Annotated in this window: 13 protein-coding genes and 1 pseudogene; 2 read left to right on the top strand and 12 right to left on the bottom strand. The window is 44.3% G+C overall.

All coding sequences use genetic code 11. The annotated features are described in order from the left end of the window. Positions 1-386 precede the first annotated feature (386 nt). The 7 genes from gerQ to MKX59_RS13780 all read right to left on the bottom strand — a co-directional run bounded on the left by gerQ (position 387) and on the right by MKX59_RS13780 (position 6,052). A complete protein-coding gene (gene gerQ, locus MKX59_RS13810; protein ID WP_023988884.1) occupies positions 387-842 on the bottom strand; it encodes a spore coat protein GerQ in 456 nt (151 codons plus the stop codon). Between the two features lie 56 nt (positions 843-898). Then, on the bottom strand, positions 899-1,321 hold the full coding sequence (locus MKX59_RS13805; RefSeq protein WP_023988885.1) for a cell wall hydrolase: 423 nt from the start codon (positions 1,319-1,321) through the stop codon (positions 899-901). Between the two features lie 120 nt (positions 1,322-1,441). Then, a complete protein-coding gene (locus MKX59_RS13800) occupies positions 1,442-2,191 on the bottom strand; it encodes an SDR family NAD(P)-dependent oxidoreductase (RefSeq protein WP_023988886.1) in 750 nt (249 codons plus the stop codon). A gap of 134 nt (positions 2,192-2,325) precedes the next feature. Further along, positions 2,326-2,721: a DUF2500 domain-containing protein gene (locus MKX59_RS13795; RefSeq protein ID WP_013371386.1), complete on the bottom strand. Its 396-nt coding sequence runs from the start codon at positions 2,719-2,721 to the stop codon at positions 2,326-2,328. A gap of 188 nt (positions 2,722-2,909) precedes the next feature. Beyond that, positions 2,910-3,092 (bottom strand): hypothetical protein, encoded by a 183-nt coding sequence (locus tag MKX59_RS13790; protein WP_264453717.1) that lies wholly within the window; start codon positions 3,090-3,092, stop codon positions 2,910-2,912. Between the two features lie 153 nt (positions 3,093-3,245). Further along, positions 3,246-4,496, bottom strand: a complete 1,251-nt coding sequence (locus MKX59_RS13785) for a WD40/YVTN/BNR-like repeat-containing protein (protein ID WP_023988888.1) — start codon at positions 4,494-4,496, stop codon at positions 3,246-3,248. 164 nt (positions 4,497-4,660) lie between these two features. Then, a complete protein-coding gene (locus MKX59_RS13780) occupies positions 4,661-6,052 on the bottom strand; it encodes an amino acid permease (RefSeq protein WP_023988889.1) in 1,392 nt (463 codons plus the stop codon). Positions 6,053-6,284: 232 nt separating this feature from the next. Between MKX59_RS13780 and MKX59_RS13775 the strand changes: the two genes are divergently transcribed. Next, positions 6,285-7,214 (top strand): L-lactate dehydrogenase, encoded by a 930-nt coding sequence (locus MKX59_RS13775; protein WP_013310450.1) that lies wholly within the window; start codon positions 6,285-6,287, stop codon positions 7,212-7,214. 118 nt (positions 7,215-7,332) lie between these two features. Here the strand turns inward: MKX59_RS13775 and MKX59_RS13770 are convergent, their stop codons facing one another. Then, a complete protein-coding gene (locus tag MKX59_RS13770; protein ID WP_028541652.1) occupies positions 7,333-8,436 on the bottom strand; it encodes a DUF3900 domain-containing protein in 1,104 nt (367 codons plus the stop codon). Positions 8,437-8,824: 388 nt separating this feature from the next. Here MKX59_RS13770 and MKX59_RS13765 point away from each other — a divergent pair, with 388 nt between their 5' ends. Then, complete coding sequence (locus MKX59_RS13765) at positions 8,825-10,042, top strand: MFS transporter (protein ID WP_340858483.1); 1,218 nt, start codon at positions 8,825-8,827, stop codon at positions 10,040-10,042. Between the two features lie 134 nt (positions 10,043-10,176). Here the strand turns inward: MKX59_RS13765 and MKX59_RS13760 are convergent. From MKX59_RS13760 to MKX59_RS13745, 4 genes and pseudogenes are all read right to left on the bottom strand, one after another. Continuing rightward, positions 10,177-10,382, bottom strand: a pseudogene (locus tag MKX59_RS13760) (ABC transporter ATP-binding protein); the annotation flags it as partial. 189 nt (positions 10,383-10,571) lie between these two features. After that, on the bottom strand, positions 10,572-11,534 hold the full coding sequence (locus tag MKX59_RS13755) for an alpha/beta fold hydrolase (RefSeq protein WP_371263077.1): 963 nt from the start codon (positions 11,532-11,534) through the stop codon (positions 10,572-10,574). Positions 11,535-11,762: 228 nt separating this feature from the next. Further along, positions 11,763-13,130, bottom strand: a complete 1,368-nt coding sequence (locus MKX59_RS13750; RefSeq protein ID WP_068942555.1) for a sensor histidine kinase — start codon at positions 13,128-13,130, stop codon at positions 11,763-11,765. Beyond that, complete coding sequence (locus tag MKX59_RS13745) at positions 13,127-13,801, bottom strand: response regulator transcription factor (protein ID WP_023988895.1); 675 nt, start codon at positions 13,799-13,801, stop codon at positions 13,127-13,129. The genes MKX59_RS13750 and MKX59_RS13745 overlap by 4 nt, the downstream gene beginning before the upstream one ends. Positions 13,802-13,840 lie beyond the last annotated feature (39 nt).

Below are 13,840 nucleotides of genomic sequence, written 5' to 3'. Positions count from 1 at the left end.
TCGGTAAAGGGTCACTCAATATGCTCCCCATCAGCCGTCATTACGGCAGACAGGCGCACCTCCTTCGGATAGTTTCATCATAGACAGAACGATAACACATCATAAGCAGCGTCAACTTCCCAACACATTCACTCCTTCCGGCTTCCAAAGCCATATTCCGCATAAATGATTAGATCATTCATCAGCTTATATTTAATTATATAACTATACTCTATACAGTCAAACCACAAGCAATGTCAGAAAAAACAGCTCCTCTATCATTTAGGTCGTAAAGCTCTCGTTTTCGCCGCTTACCATCAAGAAAGCTACTATATTTGAGAAAGATTATAAACAAAATACATCCCCTGCCGTCTGGCAGAGGATGTAGACTCATATATATGAAGGCATCAGCGAACCGGGGATGCACCCGGGTTCCCGATGACGCCGGGATATTGGTACAACAACGGCTCATCAAATGTTGCATAGTCCAGGTTTAGCATTAGTAGAATAGTCCGTTTGCCCGTCGCCGGATCACTAATAATAATGTGGTCCCGACCTGCTGCTTCCAGAATGCCTTTGAATATTTTCGCATTCCATTCCCGGTTATTTTCATAGGTCATATAAAAGGTTCCCGTTTTTCCTAAGTTCAAGCGTAAAATATTTTCGATGTATGATTGCTCGTATTGCGGAGTCTGAACCTGCACTACGGTACCCGTTGGTGTCATAGGGCTGCCACTACTTACTTGAGGTGGAAAGCCAGTCATAGGCTGCATGGTTCCGATTGGAGTCATCCCTCTTGGCCATTCGGGATACCCATTGCCGGAAGCATAAGATACGGGACGGTAAGCTTGCTGTGAAATCATGTAAATTCCTCCTAAAATAGTTTAAATTTAATTCTTAAAGCCATTCTGTAAATTGTCTAATATACATTAGGACAATCCTGTACAGTCGGGCTAAAAAAGCAGTGGGCTTTAAAACGTCCGGTATTGACCTGGCTATACCAGGTATCTGGGCAGTCTCCGGCAGGTCTGAAAAACCATAATGAATTGGATGCCGGACGTATTTTCTCTCCATTGATTACACGCTGGGCAAGTCGAATGTCCCGATCACGGGCTTTCTGATAAAAATACCCCTTCTGAGTAGCCTCAAACCCGCCGGGGCTTTGAAACACCATGTCATTCATCATACGTATGCCCTGGAAATCCAGGCAATTGGATAAAATCCGGTTCACCCCAACATTACCGACCATGAGCATTCCTTGCTCTCCTTCGCCTTCGGCCTCAGCCCGCATCAGTCGGGCGAGGGTCCTTACATCCTCTGAGTTGGTCTTGATTACAGCCACCGCGTCCCCTCCTCGCTTCTCCATCACATACCCTATCGTATGGTACAAATGCCCAATGGGTGACAGTCCAGAAAAACAAAAAAATAGCCCCAAGACTGGGACTACTCATTTAGGCTTTTATTATGGCTCATAAATCATTTTGCGCGTCATGCCACCATCTACTACCAGATTCGTGCCTGTTACAAAATCATTGCCAGGTTGTGTCAAATACAGACAGGCCCGTGCGATGTCTTTAGGGGTTCCTACTCGCCCAGACGGATGCTGTTGATGGTCTTCTGCACGCAGTTGCTCATAATCCCCGGTTTCAATCCACCCTGGACTGATGCAATTGACCTGAATCCCGTCCTTTCCTAGCGACATAGCCATCGCGTGTGTAAGGGCCGCAATGGCTCCTTTGGATGCCGCGTAGGCTTCTGTATCCGGCTCTGACATGAAAGCTCGTGTAGAGGTCATATTGACCACAGAGCCACCTTCTACGTTTCGTTTCATTACCTTAGCCGCTTCCCTAGTGGCAATAAAACAGCTGCGTACGTTTGTATTCAAAATGTCATCCCATTCTGCTATCGTTAACTCATATGGAGATTTCCATTTGGACACGCCAGCGTTGTTAATTAGCGTATGAATCGTACCGTATTCTTCTTCCGTGGCACGGATTAGCGCCACTATATCTTCTTCCTTCCGCACATCACAAGGAATAAAAATGGCCTGATAGCCTTCGTTCCGGGCCGCTGCAGCGGCTGCGGCACCCTCTTCCTCATTGTGGTCCGCAAATACAACATGGGCACCCTGAGCAGCGTAGGCAAAAGCGACCTCTTTCCCGATGCCATGCGCCGCTCCTGTTACAATGACAACTTGTCCCTCAAATGACACAAATCATTCCTCCTCTGAACTACTCTGTTCTAGTATATATGTACCAAAATGTGCTGTACAAGAAACATCTACAGCCCCCTATCCTGATTTCTCGCAGAAGGCTGTAAATGAATCCAAGAACATTAGACTGAATTCTACATTTTAACCTGTTCCAAGCTATAGCGATTAAGACGCTGAAACCCGATATACCTTGTACCCTGAAAAGTAAGCCGTCCCTCATCACCTTCAGCGCATTGACCATATTCTTCCCCAGATACCTTGAACTCCATCCGGTCGCCACTCTCCACCTCGAAGGTTACGTAATAGAAAGTATAGGTACGAGTCCCTTGTTCCTCCTGCCGCCTCTGTTGGAGATGTGTCCTTCTGGCTGTAATTCGGGAACCGACCGTCAATACAGGCTGTCTTTTATTCCGACTCCATTCCATGACTTCCCTGCCTGCAGACAACACGACAATTCCCAACACGACAACGAAAAATACGGGCAGTACCGTGCCCAGCCAATCGAACATCCATAATGACTCAAATCCCATGCACCGCACTCCTCTCCGCCAGGCATTCCACAGGGAAACTACCGGGCATCCTGACCTGACCTAAGCTTTCTATAACAGTATATGTATGTTCCTGCCCAAATTTGATAGCAACTCTCAAGAACGCCAAGAGCCCCCACGGAATAATCCGGGAGGCTCAAGATATGGCGATATCAGAATGATGCATCGATTTACACATGTACAAGCTGGAGATAACGTTGTGTTTCATTCAGAACTTCATGATCTTCGTCTTCAGCGTAACGCTCTGCACACTGCTTGCAGTCCTCTTCAGTCGTGCAACCATAGGCATCCTGGCAAGTATAACAAAATTGAAGGTAGTATTGGGTTAACATATGATCCTGATTCGCTGTCATGATTATCACTCCTATCGTTGTTTACAGGTTTAGTATAACAGCGGCTTATTCGTTGGTTTGTGATTTTTTTCACATATAGTCGTATAAAATTTAAATTTTTTAAAAATAAAACGCCCTGGGAAAAACACCCCAGGGCAATCAGCTTTATAGCGATTATAAAATTCTCCAGTTCGCACCGCCGTCCGTCGTCTTCAGCAGCAGTGACTTCTTATCATCAAGGCGTTCCAAAAGGAGCCAACCCACCGAAGAAGAAGCGAAACGGAGCTTGACCGATCGTGGGTAGTCTTTTAGCTTCAAAGGTAGCACTTTGTTGCCTGTGAGACTTGTCCACGTCTTCCCCCCATCCAATGTACGGCTCATTCCGGTTTCAGTTATGATCCACCCTTCCTTTTCGTTTAGAAACGTACGTCCAGGGATAATAGAATTAATGTTGCTACTCAGACCCAAAGGCACACCGCTCCATTGGGCCCCTGTATCATTTGTAAACAGTCCATTATATTTTGTGCCGTTAGCCCCATAGCAAAGAACCGGAATCCAATACGAGGAACTGCTCCCTTTCAGAGACTGCTGAGCTTCTGCTTTGGCCTGAGGGCAGCCTTGTATTCTGTTAGCTACCGGAGTCCAGGTTTTCCCTTGATTCGAAGTCTTGTATAACTTAACACTGCTATCCAGATTGATCGCTACAAATCCCTGATTGTTGGAAGAAAAGCTCATTCCTGCCAGACTGCCCCGATCGGGTAAACCTGAGCCTGTTTTGTTGGATGTCGTACCAGAACTTTGCGCAACTTTATTCCACGTGGCTCCCCCGTCAGTGGTGTGATACAACAGTTTTTGTTGATCCTGCTCATTCAGTTTTACATATGCCATGATCCAGCCAGTAGTTGGATTTACATATTGAATCGAGCTCACATGATCCCCGCTTGGAAGCGCTGAAACATCCCAGCTCTGTCCTCCATCTGCTGTTCTCAGAATGACGGTTGCTGTTTTGTCCAAATTTTGACGGACAACCCAACCGTGACGAGAATCAGTGAAACTGATGTCCTTTCCATATTCAAGTTTGTCTTGAAATTGGACATTTTCGGAGGGAGAAATATTATTCCATGTCTTTCCGCCATCATGAGTATCATAAAGCCGGAGCTCATTATGGGTAACTCCCCAAACTAACCCTTTATTGTTATCAATTAAATGAAAATCCGCTATTCGCGTCTGAACTACATATTTGGCGTTGGGATCGCCCACCTTTGGAGTCACTGGTGGATTAATAGTAATCGTCTGACCCTGGTCATCAGGTTCCTCAATCGGAGGTTTAGTTAACGTTTCTGGGGCTTCAGCAGAACAGGCAGTCAGTAGAATGCCCGTCAGTAGCAGTACTCCCCCTAAGAGCGCACGCCAGCGCAGTTTCATATAAAAATCCTCCCTCGATGGCATGCTGTAATCACGTGCCAAAAGCTTATCTGAAACAGAATTATACCATAAACGCCTCTATGTGACACTTTTAGCGTAATGTCAAAAAAAACCGGACCCTTCACAAAAGTGCAGGATGCCGGCTTTTTTTATACTAGAATTTATTAAGATTTACGGTTCAACAAACTTTTGTGGTATCCATAGAAGAAATAGATCAGCAATCCAAGCAGGAGCCACACAATGAATCCAATCCAGGTGCTAATATGAAGCTGAAGCATCAGACCGATGCAAACCAAAGCACTTAAAAGCGGGAGCAACGGCACCCACGGCACGGTAAAGCCTCTTTTCAAATCAGGGCGTTTCTTGCGCAGCACGATAACCCCTACCGATACCACAGCAAAAGCGAACAGGGTTCCAATACTCGTCAAATTGGTCAGTGCATGTAATGGAAACAATCCACTAGCCAATGCGATAATGCTGCCCACCAGCCAAGTGCTTCGTATCGGTGTTTGAGTTTTGGCATTTATTTTGGATAAAAAAACGGGTAAAAGGCCATCACGTGACATAGAGAAAATTAACCGCGTTTGACCAAACAACAGCACCAGTAAAACGGTGGTCATCCCCGCAATCGCACCGACTGAAATCAATCCGGCAACAAAATCCTGATGAATAAAGCGGAGAGCAAACGCAACAGGATCACTTACCCCCAACTGCGTATAAGGTACCATTCCAGTTAGTACAACTGAAACCGCAATATACAGTACCGTGCAGATCGCTAGAGAAGAAATAATGCCGATGGGCATATTCCGCTGCGGATTGCGAACCTCTTCGGCTGCAGTTGAGATGGCATCAAAACCCAGATAAGCAAAAAATACGATTGCCGCAGCACTCAAAACACCAGAAAAACCATAAGGCAAAAATGGTGTCCAGTTGTCAGGCTTAACATAAAAGATACCGATCCCAATAAATAGCAATACAACTCCGACTTTAACACAAACCATTATTAAATTGAATCGGACCGTCTCCTTGGCTCCGAGACTCAGTAACAGTGTAATGAGCATAATGATGCACACGGCTGGTAGATCAATAATGGTTCCCTTAGTTGAATCGAAGGCTGCGGTTAAAGCCAGCGGTAAATGTACATCAAATCCAGCCAGCAAGCCTTGAAAGTAAGCAGACCATCCACTACTCACAGAGGCGGCCGCCACTCCGTATTCCAGAATCAGGTCCCAACCCAGTACCCAGGCCAAAATTTCTCCAAATACAATATAACTATACGCATAAGCGCTCCCAGCTGCGGGAACTGTAGATGAAAGCTCCGCATAACACAAGGCTGCTAGTACGCAGGCAATACCTGCAATAACAAAGGAGAGCATCAATCCAGGACCTGCATTTTCTGCTGCTGCCTTGCCAGTAATAACAAAAATCCCAGTACCGATAATACATCCTACACCTAGCATGGTGAGATCAAAGGCACCCATTGTTCTCTTTAAGTGACCTGTAGATCCGCTTTCCTCATGCGGGAGCAGTCCTGTTTTTTTTCGAAATAAGTCCATATGCCGAATCCTCTTTCCATAATTTCATGCGTCAATATCGGTGCTGCAACGCTTTAGTGCGTGTTCTTATCATTCGATTAATTATTAGCGAGCTCGTCTTTGAAGTCAAGGAAAAATGTCATATTTCTTTGCGGTGGGTAAATATATACGGTACACTAAGTTGGAAAGATAAATTTTTAAGAAATACCCCAAAATGAAAAGGTATTCAACCCGAGAAGGAGATGAGGATTTTATGAGCTTAAAACCTTACAAACGAAGTAGAGTGGCCATTGTCGGCATGGGAGCGGTTGGTACAACAACCGGCTATACCCTACTGCTGCGCCAACGCATGTCAGAACTTGTCTTTATTGATGTCAACGTCAAAAAGGCGAAGGGGGAAATGCTCGATATGAATCATGGGCTTCCCTTTCTCGGCGGTGTCAAAGTGTGGGCAGGTGATTATGAAGACTGCCGTGATGCAGATATCATTATTGTTACAGCAGGGGCTTCACAAAAGCCGGGAGAAACGCGCATTGATTTGCTGAAGCGTAATGCCGAAATTTTTGAAAGTATTATTGATAATATCGTTAAGGTCAATACACACGGCATTTTGCTGATCGCTACCAATCCAGTGGACATTCTCTCCTACATCTCTTGGAAACGCAGTGGTTGGCCTTCAAGCAGAGTCATTGGGTCAGGTACGTTGCTGGACAGCGCACGCTTCCGTTATTTGATCGGGAAGCAAAAGGGCATCGATCCACGAAGCATCCACGCCCATATTATTGGAGAACACGGTGACTCCGAGTTACCTGTATGGAGCACAGCCAACGTAGCTGGAACTCCACTGGAGCTGGGTGAAGAAACGAAAAATGAAATTTTTGAAAATACCAAGAATGCTGCCTATGAAATTATAGATGCTAAAGGCGCAACTTCTTATGCTATCGGGCTGGCTCTCGACCGAATCGTAGCCGCCATTCTCGGGGACGAGGGGTCGGTACTTAATGTGTCCACCTTGCTGGAAGATTATAACGGAGTATCTGACGTATATTTAGGTGTTCCAAGTATCGTAGATCACAATGGGGTACGTGAAATTTTGGATCTTCCGCTCAATGACGAGGAACGTGCAAGATTGCTTCAATCTGCGGACAAGCTGAAGGATCAAATTAGCAAAGTTCATATGTAGATCGCGAACATAAATACTAAACAAAACTGGCCTCCACAGCGGTAATATCCGTTGAGAGGCCAGTTTTTTAGTCATTATAATGTAAAAGTTCAGTTTGTCGTCCTGCTATGCATTCGAATTACCAAGGTGGCGTATCGCCATCCACGTCCTCATTTTCATGCTGGCGTTTCTCTTTTAGCCGCTCAGCCACCGTTTCAAACGATTCAGGTTGGAGCAACTCAATCGGTGAAAATCCCTTTTCAAACGTAAATGCATCACCTTCAATAATAAGTGCATATCTATCATGAAGTTTCGTGATATGCAGTTTGGCGCCAAAGTCGGACAGTAGCCCACGCACGGCCGTATCATCTAGTTTGAAACGAACTTCAATTTCTGGTTTCAGCTCGACAATATGCTGTGCAGCCTCTACGACCTGAAGGGGTTCCCATTTCCCTTGCAGATCCCGTTTTTCGCTAGCCGCCCACAATTCCAGATCGCGCTCTTCCTGCTGTCTTTCCTCATTAGATGCATCCGGCCATTTGGTTTCTACATAGTTCTGAACGAAGCCCATGACATGCTCATTGACGATTTCCGGCATGGATTGCTCATAGGTCACGAATTTCAAAAAATCTTCAAAATACCGGGCATGCGAAGACTGGTGAATTTTAAGCTCCCACTCATCGTTCATCCCTTCCTCAAGCATGTAAGGATACATGATGGATTTCATATTACGGGCAGAAATAGCCATTTCGACCTCACTCACCAGACTGCTTTCAGTAATTCTGGCAATTTTAGGTTCAAAATCACATTTAAGCACAAAAATAAACGGATCATCCGAGTGTGTATTCAAGGTAGCCTGTACAATGATCAGCGCTCCGCCGCGTACTGCGCTCGTATCCAGATACATCCGCACCAGATCGTCACAAGCATTTTTAAAATCTTCCTTATCCTCTGCTGCCCGCAGTCGGGCGAACATATTGAAATTCGGATTACTGCTCAATTCATGCTCCGGTTCGACGATAAAGCGGCCGATTTTGGTCGGTGCCTGCTCTGTGCTGGGGTTTTTTTCAACCTTCCGCTTGCTAATACGAGCAAATTCCCCGTCCAGAAATTTTTTAACATCGCTTTCGTCATAATCGTAGTCGTCCATTGTAGCGTAATGCTTATAGGACTTACCACCCTGTCCTTCTTTTCCATCTACCTGAATTACAAAAAAAGATAAAAAATCCACTTGAAAGTTCATTTACGTTCCATTCGCTCCTTTTCAGGCATGTACGCGTAATTATATCACTATGATTTTAAAAGGTACATCGGATTCAGATCCCTATTATTAGATAAATAGTTTAGTTAACATAATATTTATTATGTTGATAGTTTTTTATTTAGATATTATTCCCAATTCACAAGTTTAAAGTGAGTACTTTTACCACTATTCTAATTCACGTCCTTAAGGATCATTGACCTCTTTATTTTCCATGCTCTACTTTCTTCATGATTTCAAAAAACATTTGACTAATCAGTAGTTTATTTATTATATTATCTATTATTATATAGACAAAAATATATTTTGTTTATATAAAATGATATTTCAAGGGGGTTGCGCCCTGAAAACAGGAAAGGAGAGTTTGTTGTTGTTTAAAAATCCATATATAAGGACCATTATCGCCTCCAATGCGCTGCTAAATTTGGGCATTTGGGTGCGCAACTTTGCCATACTGTTGTATGTAACAGATTTGACTAATAATGATCCCGTATACGTATCGCTCATTTCGGTTGCTGAATTCATGCCTATTTTTCTGTTCGCTATCATTGGAGGAACATTCGCGGACCGTTGGCGGCCCAAACGGACCATGATTAGTTGCGATTTGCTATCCGCGGCCTCTATTTTTATTGTTTTGTTGGCATTATGGTACGGGTCATGGCAGGTGCTTTTGCTGTCCACTTTCTTTTCAGCCATTCTATCTCAATTTTCTCAGCCGTCTGCGATGAAGATATTTAAGCAGCATGTAGCACCAGAACAGCTACAGGGAGTGATGGCCCTTTTTCAATCTCTCATGGCATTATTTATGGTTATCGGCCCTGTTATCGGTACATTTATTTATCAACACTTTGGAATTTTCACTTCAATGTCTATAACCGGAATATTGTTTCTCATCTCGGCGCTTGTTCTGACTCGCATTCCACAAGATGAACAATCACTTGAGATAGATGATCAACCAACTCATTTCATTCAAGAGCTTAAAGAAGGAATACGTTATGTATGGAATAACCGCACACTTCGCACGCTTGGGGGAACATTTACCGTAATTGGGCTGGCTGTCGGACTTATTCAACCATTAATGGTTTTTGTCGCCATCGAGAACCTTGGACAAAACAAGGAATTCCTGCAATGGCCGTTAATGGCGAACGGAGCGGCTATGCTGGTGGGAGGCGGCCTGATTATGGGGGTTGCCAAAAAAGCACAGCCGCAATTGCTGCTGGTGGCCGGACTTTTGGTCAGCACACTGACAACCTTTGGTGTCGGATGGTCACACAATATTGTGCTGACAATGGCACTACAAGTTTTCAGCGGCATATTTTATCCTTGCATTCATATCGGTATCAACACAATGATGATGAAAAACGCCGAAGCTGCTTTTATCGGCCGCGTCGGTGGTGCCCTCTCTCCCCTGTTCTCTGGGATGATGGTCGTCGGTATGAGTATGGGCGGAACACTCAAACACGAATCCTCCCTGAACACCGTATATACCGTGAGCGCCGGCTTGTTTTTGGTCGGAGCGATGCTATTGTTACCATTGCTTCGTGACAGGCAGCCCGTACAAGCTGTCATAGCCGATGATTCTAAATAACAGCACAAGAAACCGCCCCTGGAGATATGATATGGCATCCTCCGGGGGCGGTTTCTTAATGTTTGTATCATGATTTCATACAGATTATGACTCTCTTCCTTCATGCTGTCTTTTCCACAATCGTGCATACAGGCCGTACTTTTTCCGCTACCAGAAGGACCTACAAGCGCTGTGAAAGAATGGAATGGCATAAGCCTGCTCACATCCCGCAGTACACAGGCTGGTCATCATACCCAAAACTTATGCGCCTCAGCTCAATGTCGTGTCTTTCCGAAGGCAGCTGGTCACCCGGCATCACTGGCTCGTTCAGCAATTGGACGATACGCTCCCCTGCCTGTTGTTGTCTCTACTTTTATAACTACGAGTGATTTCAGTCTTAACTCAAACAGCGCGCACCGATTGAGTATCCGCACGCGCTGGCTACATAGCTTTTTTCATCTGTCTACTTGACAGGGATATGACAAAAGGACGGTTTTTTATATCACTTATACATTTGTAGAAAATAGTGAAGGTGTCTTTTTCAGTGCACTTATTTTATTTCTTTCATAAAGCTCCTGAAGTTTTCAACGATTTCCTTTGATTTGGTATGGTGTAAATAATGTTCTCCTTCAAGTGTCATTACTTTTCCATGAACAGAATTTTTGACTTGCTCTTCATGTAGTGGTATCCATCTTTCCACATCTGTATTATTCGCTTGTATAAAGAAAATAAGGGGCAGATTTTTTGGGAATGTTAAATTTTTAGCTGCTTTAAAATTAGGATAAATATTTTCCATTTCGTTTGAGGTGCTGGAATTATACATGTTTTTGAGAGAAAGAATTCTCATTTGTTCTTTTGTTTCATCATCATAGGGTAGTCCAGCATATGGGTCACCAGTAAGTTTCATTACCAATCTGGCTAAACCTGATTTTTTGAGAAATTTAAACGTTTTTATTGGTAATTCAGCATCCATACCACCTTGCGTTGGAACACTGCTATCAATTCCGACAAAAGCACTCACTTCGTTTTCATATTTGTTCACATAATCCAGTCCGTAAATGCCTGCAATGGAATGACCCATTAGAATATATCGGTCAATTTTAAGACTCTGTAAAGCTTCATGAATTTCACTTACAATATTCTCTGTGTTTCGTTCCTTTTCGGTTAGATCACTTAATCCATAACCAAAAGGCTCAATAACGATGACTTTGTAAAATGGAGATAGCTCTTCTACTAGCGGTTTAAAATCAAGTGCTGGTGCTGCTGTTCCATAACCTGGTAGTAACACGACGGTCTCTTCGCCTTTTCCTTGAATCAAAACATTCATTTTTTTCCCATCTACAGGTACGAACTGACCATAGGATTGTATTTTTCCTTGCTCTGATTTGCTGCTGATAATATTAACTGTATAGACAACGGCTAGAAAAAGCACGATTGCTATAACTATTGTTCCTATTATTTTAAGCAAAATGCTTCGTACTTTATTTGTTCTCGTTCCATTCCTCATTTTCATTACCTCTCTTCGTTTCACGCTCAACTTCTCCTGTCCCATTCTGTTTGTTGGGCTACCTTAACGAGCCGCTAATGAAAGCTTAACGAAAGAAGATGTACTCCCTATGACGACAATATGAACGGAGTATGAACAAGCAAAAAAATGCTACGTTGTCCAAGGAAACTGCACATTATGCTGTATCATGGAAAATGCGGTTTAGATAATCCGAATGATACCCTATGAATCTAACTAATCTGGTGGCGTTGTGATTGGCAAGGTGACAATGACGGTCGTTCCTTGGCCGGGTTCACTTTCCACTCGAATGTCGCCTTGATGAAGCGATACGATCTGTTTAACGATGGCGAGTCCCATACCGCTACCGCCATATTTACGACTGTGGGAACGATCAGCTTTAAAAAATCGCTCGAATATACGCTTCTGGTCCTCAAGGGAAATGCCAATGCCCGTATCGGATATTCGGACTGCTACGCTTTTGATATCTTGCTTGATGCTGACGTTAATAACGCTGCCATTCTTGGAAAATTTGATGCTATTACCGAGTATGTTCGTCCATACCTGGTTTAATTGATCTTGATCCGCCAATAGGCGAACGGTCTTCAAATTGAGCTCGAAACGGATGTTGCGAGCCGACCATTGCGGCTGGATCGCGACGATGACTCGTCTGATCTGTTCATCAAGGCTGAACGTGACCAGCCGCATCTGCTGTGACTGCGATTCAAGCAAACTCAGCTTTAGCAGGCTATCGCTCATCTTGGACATCCGATCTGCTTCCGCGATGATGATATCGAGATAACGACTTCGCTCGTTATCTGCTATATCTACTTGCTTGAGTGCTATAGCATAACCGGATATCGAGGTGAGCGGCGACTGAACTTCATGCGACACATTCGTGACGAACTCCCTACGCATCTGCTCAAGTTGCTGTAGATCATGCATCATTTCTTCAAAGCTGCGAGCCAAAGTACCTAGCTCACCCTTTTGCTTAATATTCAGCTTGACGTTGAAATCTCCAACTGCTATACGTCTGGTCGCTTTTGTCAGTTTTTTGATCGGTCTGACTAGGAATATAGAGGCAACCAAAATCAATAGACTTCCTGTTACCAACGAATAGGTCAAAAAAGTAAATAACCATTTTTGGGCAAAAGAGACGGAAGGATACATAAGCGGCTCCACAAACATCGCTTTCATTCCCATTTCCGTTTTCAACCTCAGTCCCAAGAGGTTCATTGAAACACTACTCGGATTAACTTGAACAACTTCTCCACCCAATACTTTCCTTACTTGATCCATCGTCACAGTAACAGGTTTTTGTCCGTTAAGCGTTCCGTAAGACTGGAACTGCCCCGTTTCATCAAAAATTCGAATATAATAGGAATCGAGTTGTTTCATTCCACTTACGAATAAGTCCGCTTCACGTAACGGAATGGTTTCGTAAACCCGGACAATGTCCTGACCAAAGTTAAATAAGGTGGTTTGCAAATTTTCGTTCAATTTCTCTTCAAACACCCAAAATGTTACAAAAAAAGCAATGATCGTGCCCGCGAGGACGGAGACCAGAAATGTCAGGACAACACGTGTATATAAGGATCTGATCATTCGTAAACCTCAAGCCGGTAGCCAAGTCCACGCACCGTCTCGATACGAAAATCGGGTGTTGTAGCGAACCGTTCGCGCAGGCGTTTAATATGTACGTCTATCGTTCGATCATCTCCAGTATAATCGATCCCCCAAATTTGATCGATCAACTGCTCGCGCGTATACACTTGTCCAGGTGTTCCAGCGAGCTTATACAGCAATTCGAACTCCTTGAGCGGCAACGTGAGCGACTCCGTCCCTCTCATCACCTTATAGGTCTGCCGATCAAGGATGACGTTGCCGAACTGGATCATCTGCGTGGTGCCAATCCGATAGCGTTTCAGCAGTGCTCTGACCCGAACTGTCAATTCCAGTGGATCAAACGGTTTCGTCAAATAATCATCGGTTCCAAGTTCGAAACCTTTCACTTTCTCCCATGTTTCGCCTCTCGCAGTCAGCATAAGTAAGGGAAGATCAGGATTGGCTCTTCTGAGCTCCTTGCATAACGTCCAACCATCCATTATCGGCATCATAATATCGAGCACGACAAGATCGACATGCGTTGTAGCGTAGACGGTCAGTGCTTCCTTGCCGTCTGCGGCTTCGGCTGTTGCGAATCCGTCGTTGCGTAGAAATAAACAGACCAGTTCGCGAATGTTCGCATCGTCGTCAGCAACCAGTATAGTAGGCATTCGTTTCCTCTTTCCCTGTTTTCATCCCATATTGAAGTA

It is taken from the genome of Paenibacillus sp. FSL R7-0340, from assembly GCF_038002205.1.
Lineage (GTDB): Bacteria > Bacillota > Bacilli > Paenibacillales > Paenibacillaceae > Paenibacillus > Paenibacillus polymyxa_B.
This window is presented reverse-complemented; position numbering and strand designations above follow the sequence as displayed.

Coding starts and splice junctions, on each gene's coding strand:
- MKX59_RS13770 (WP_028541652.1), bottom strand. CDS start 8,436: ATGAACTTTCAAGTGGATTTTTTATCTTTTTTTGTAATTCAGGTAGAT.
- MKX59_RS13780 (WP_023988889.1), bottom strand. CDS start 6,052: ATGGACTTATTTCGAAAAAAAACAGGACTGCTCCCGCATGAGGAAAGC.
- gerQ (WP_023988884.1), bottom strand. CDS start 842: ATGATTTCACAGCAAGCTTACCGTCCCGTATCTTATGCTTCCGGCAAT.
- MKX59_RS13750 (WP_068942555.1), bottom strand. CDS start 13,130: ATGATCAGATCCTTATATACACGTGTTGTCCTGACATTTCTGGTCTCC.
- MKX59_RS13745 (WP_023988895.1), bottom strand. CDS start 13,801: ATGCCTACTATACTGGTTGCTGACGACGATGCGAACATTCGCGAACTG.
- MKX59_RS13775 (WP_013310450.1), top strand. CDS start 6,285: ATGAGCTTAAAACCTTACAAACGAAGTAGAGTGGCCATTGTCGGCATG.
- MKX59_RS13790 (WP_264453717.1), bottom strand. CDS start 3,092: ATGACAGCGAATCAGGATCATATGTTAACCCAATACTACCTTCAATTT.
- MKX59_RS13755 (WP_371263077.1), bottom strand. CDS start 11,534: ATGAAAATGAGGAATGGAACGAGAACAAATAAAGTACGAAGCATTTTG.
- MKX59_RS13795 (WP_013371386.1), bottom strand. CDS start 2,721: ATGGGATTTGAGTCATTATGGATGTTCGATTGGCTGGGCACGGTACTG.
- MKX59_RS13785 (WP_023988888.1), bottom strand. CDS start 4,496: ATGAAACTGCGCTGGCGTGCGCTCTTAGGGGGAGTACTGCTACTGACG.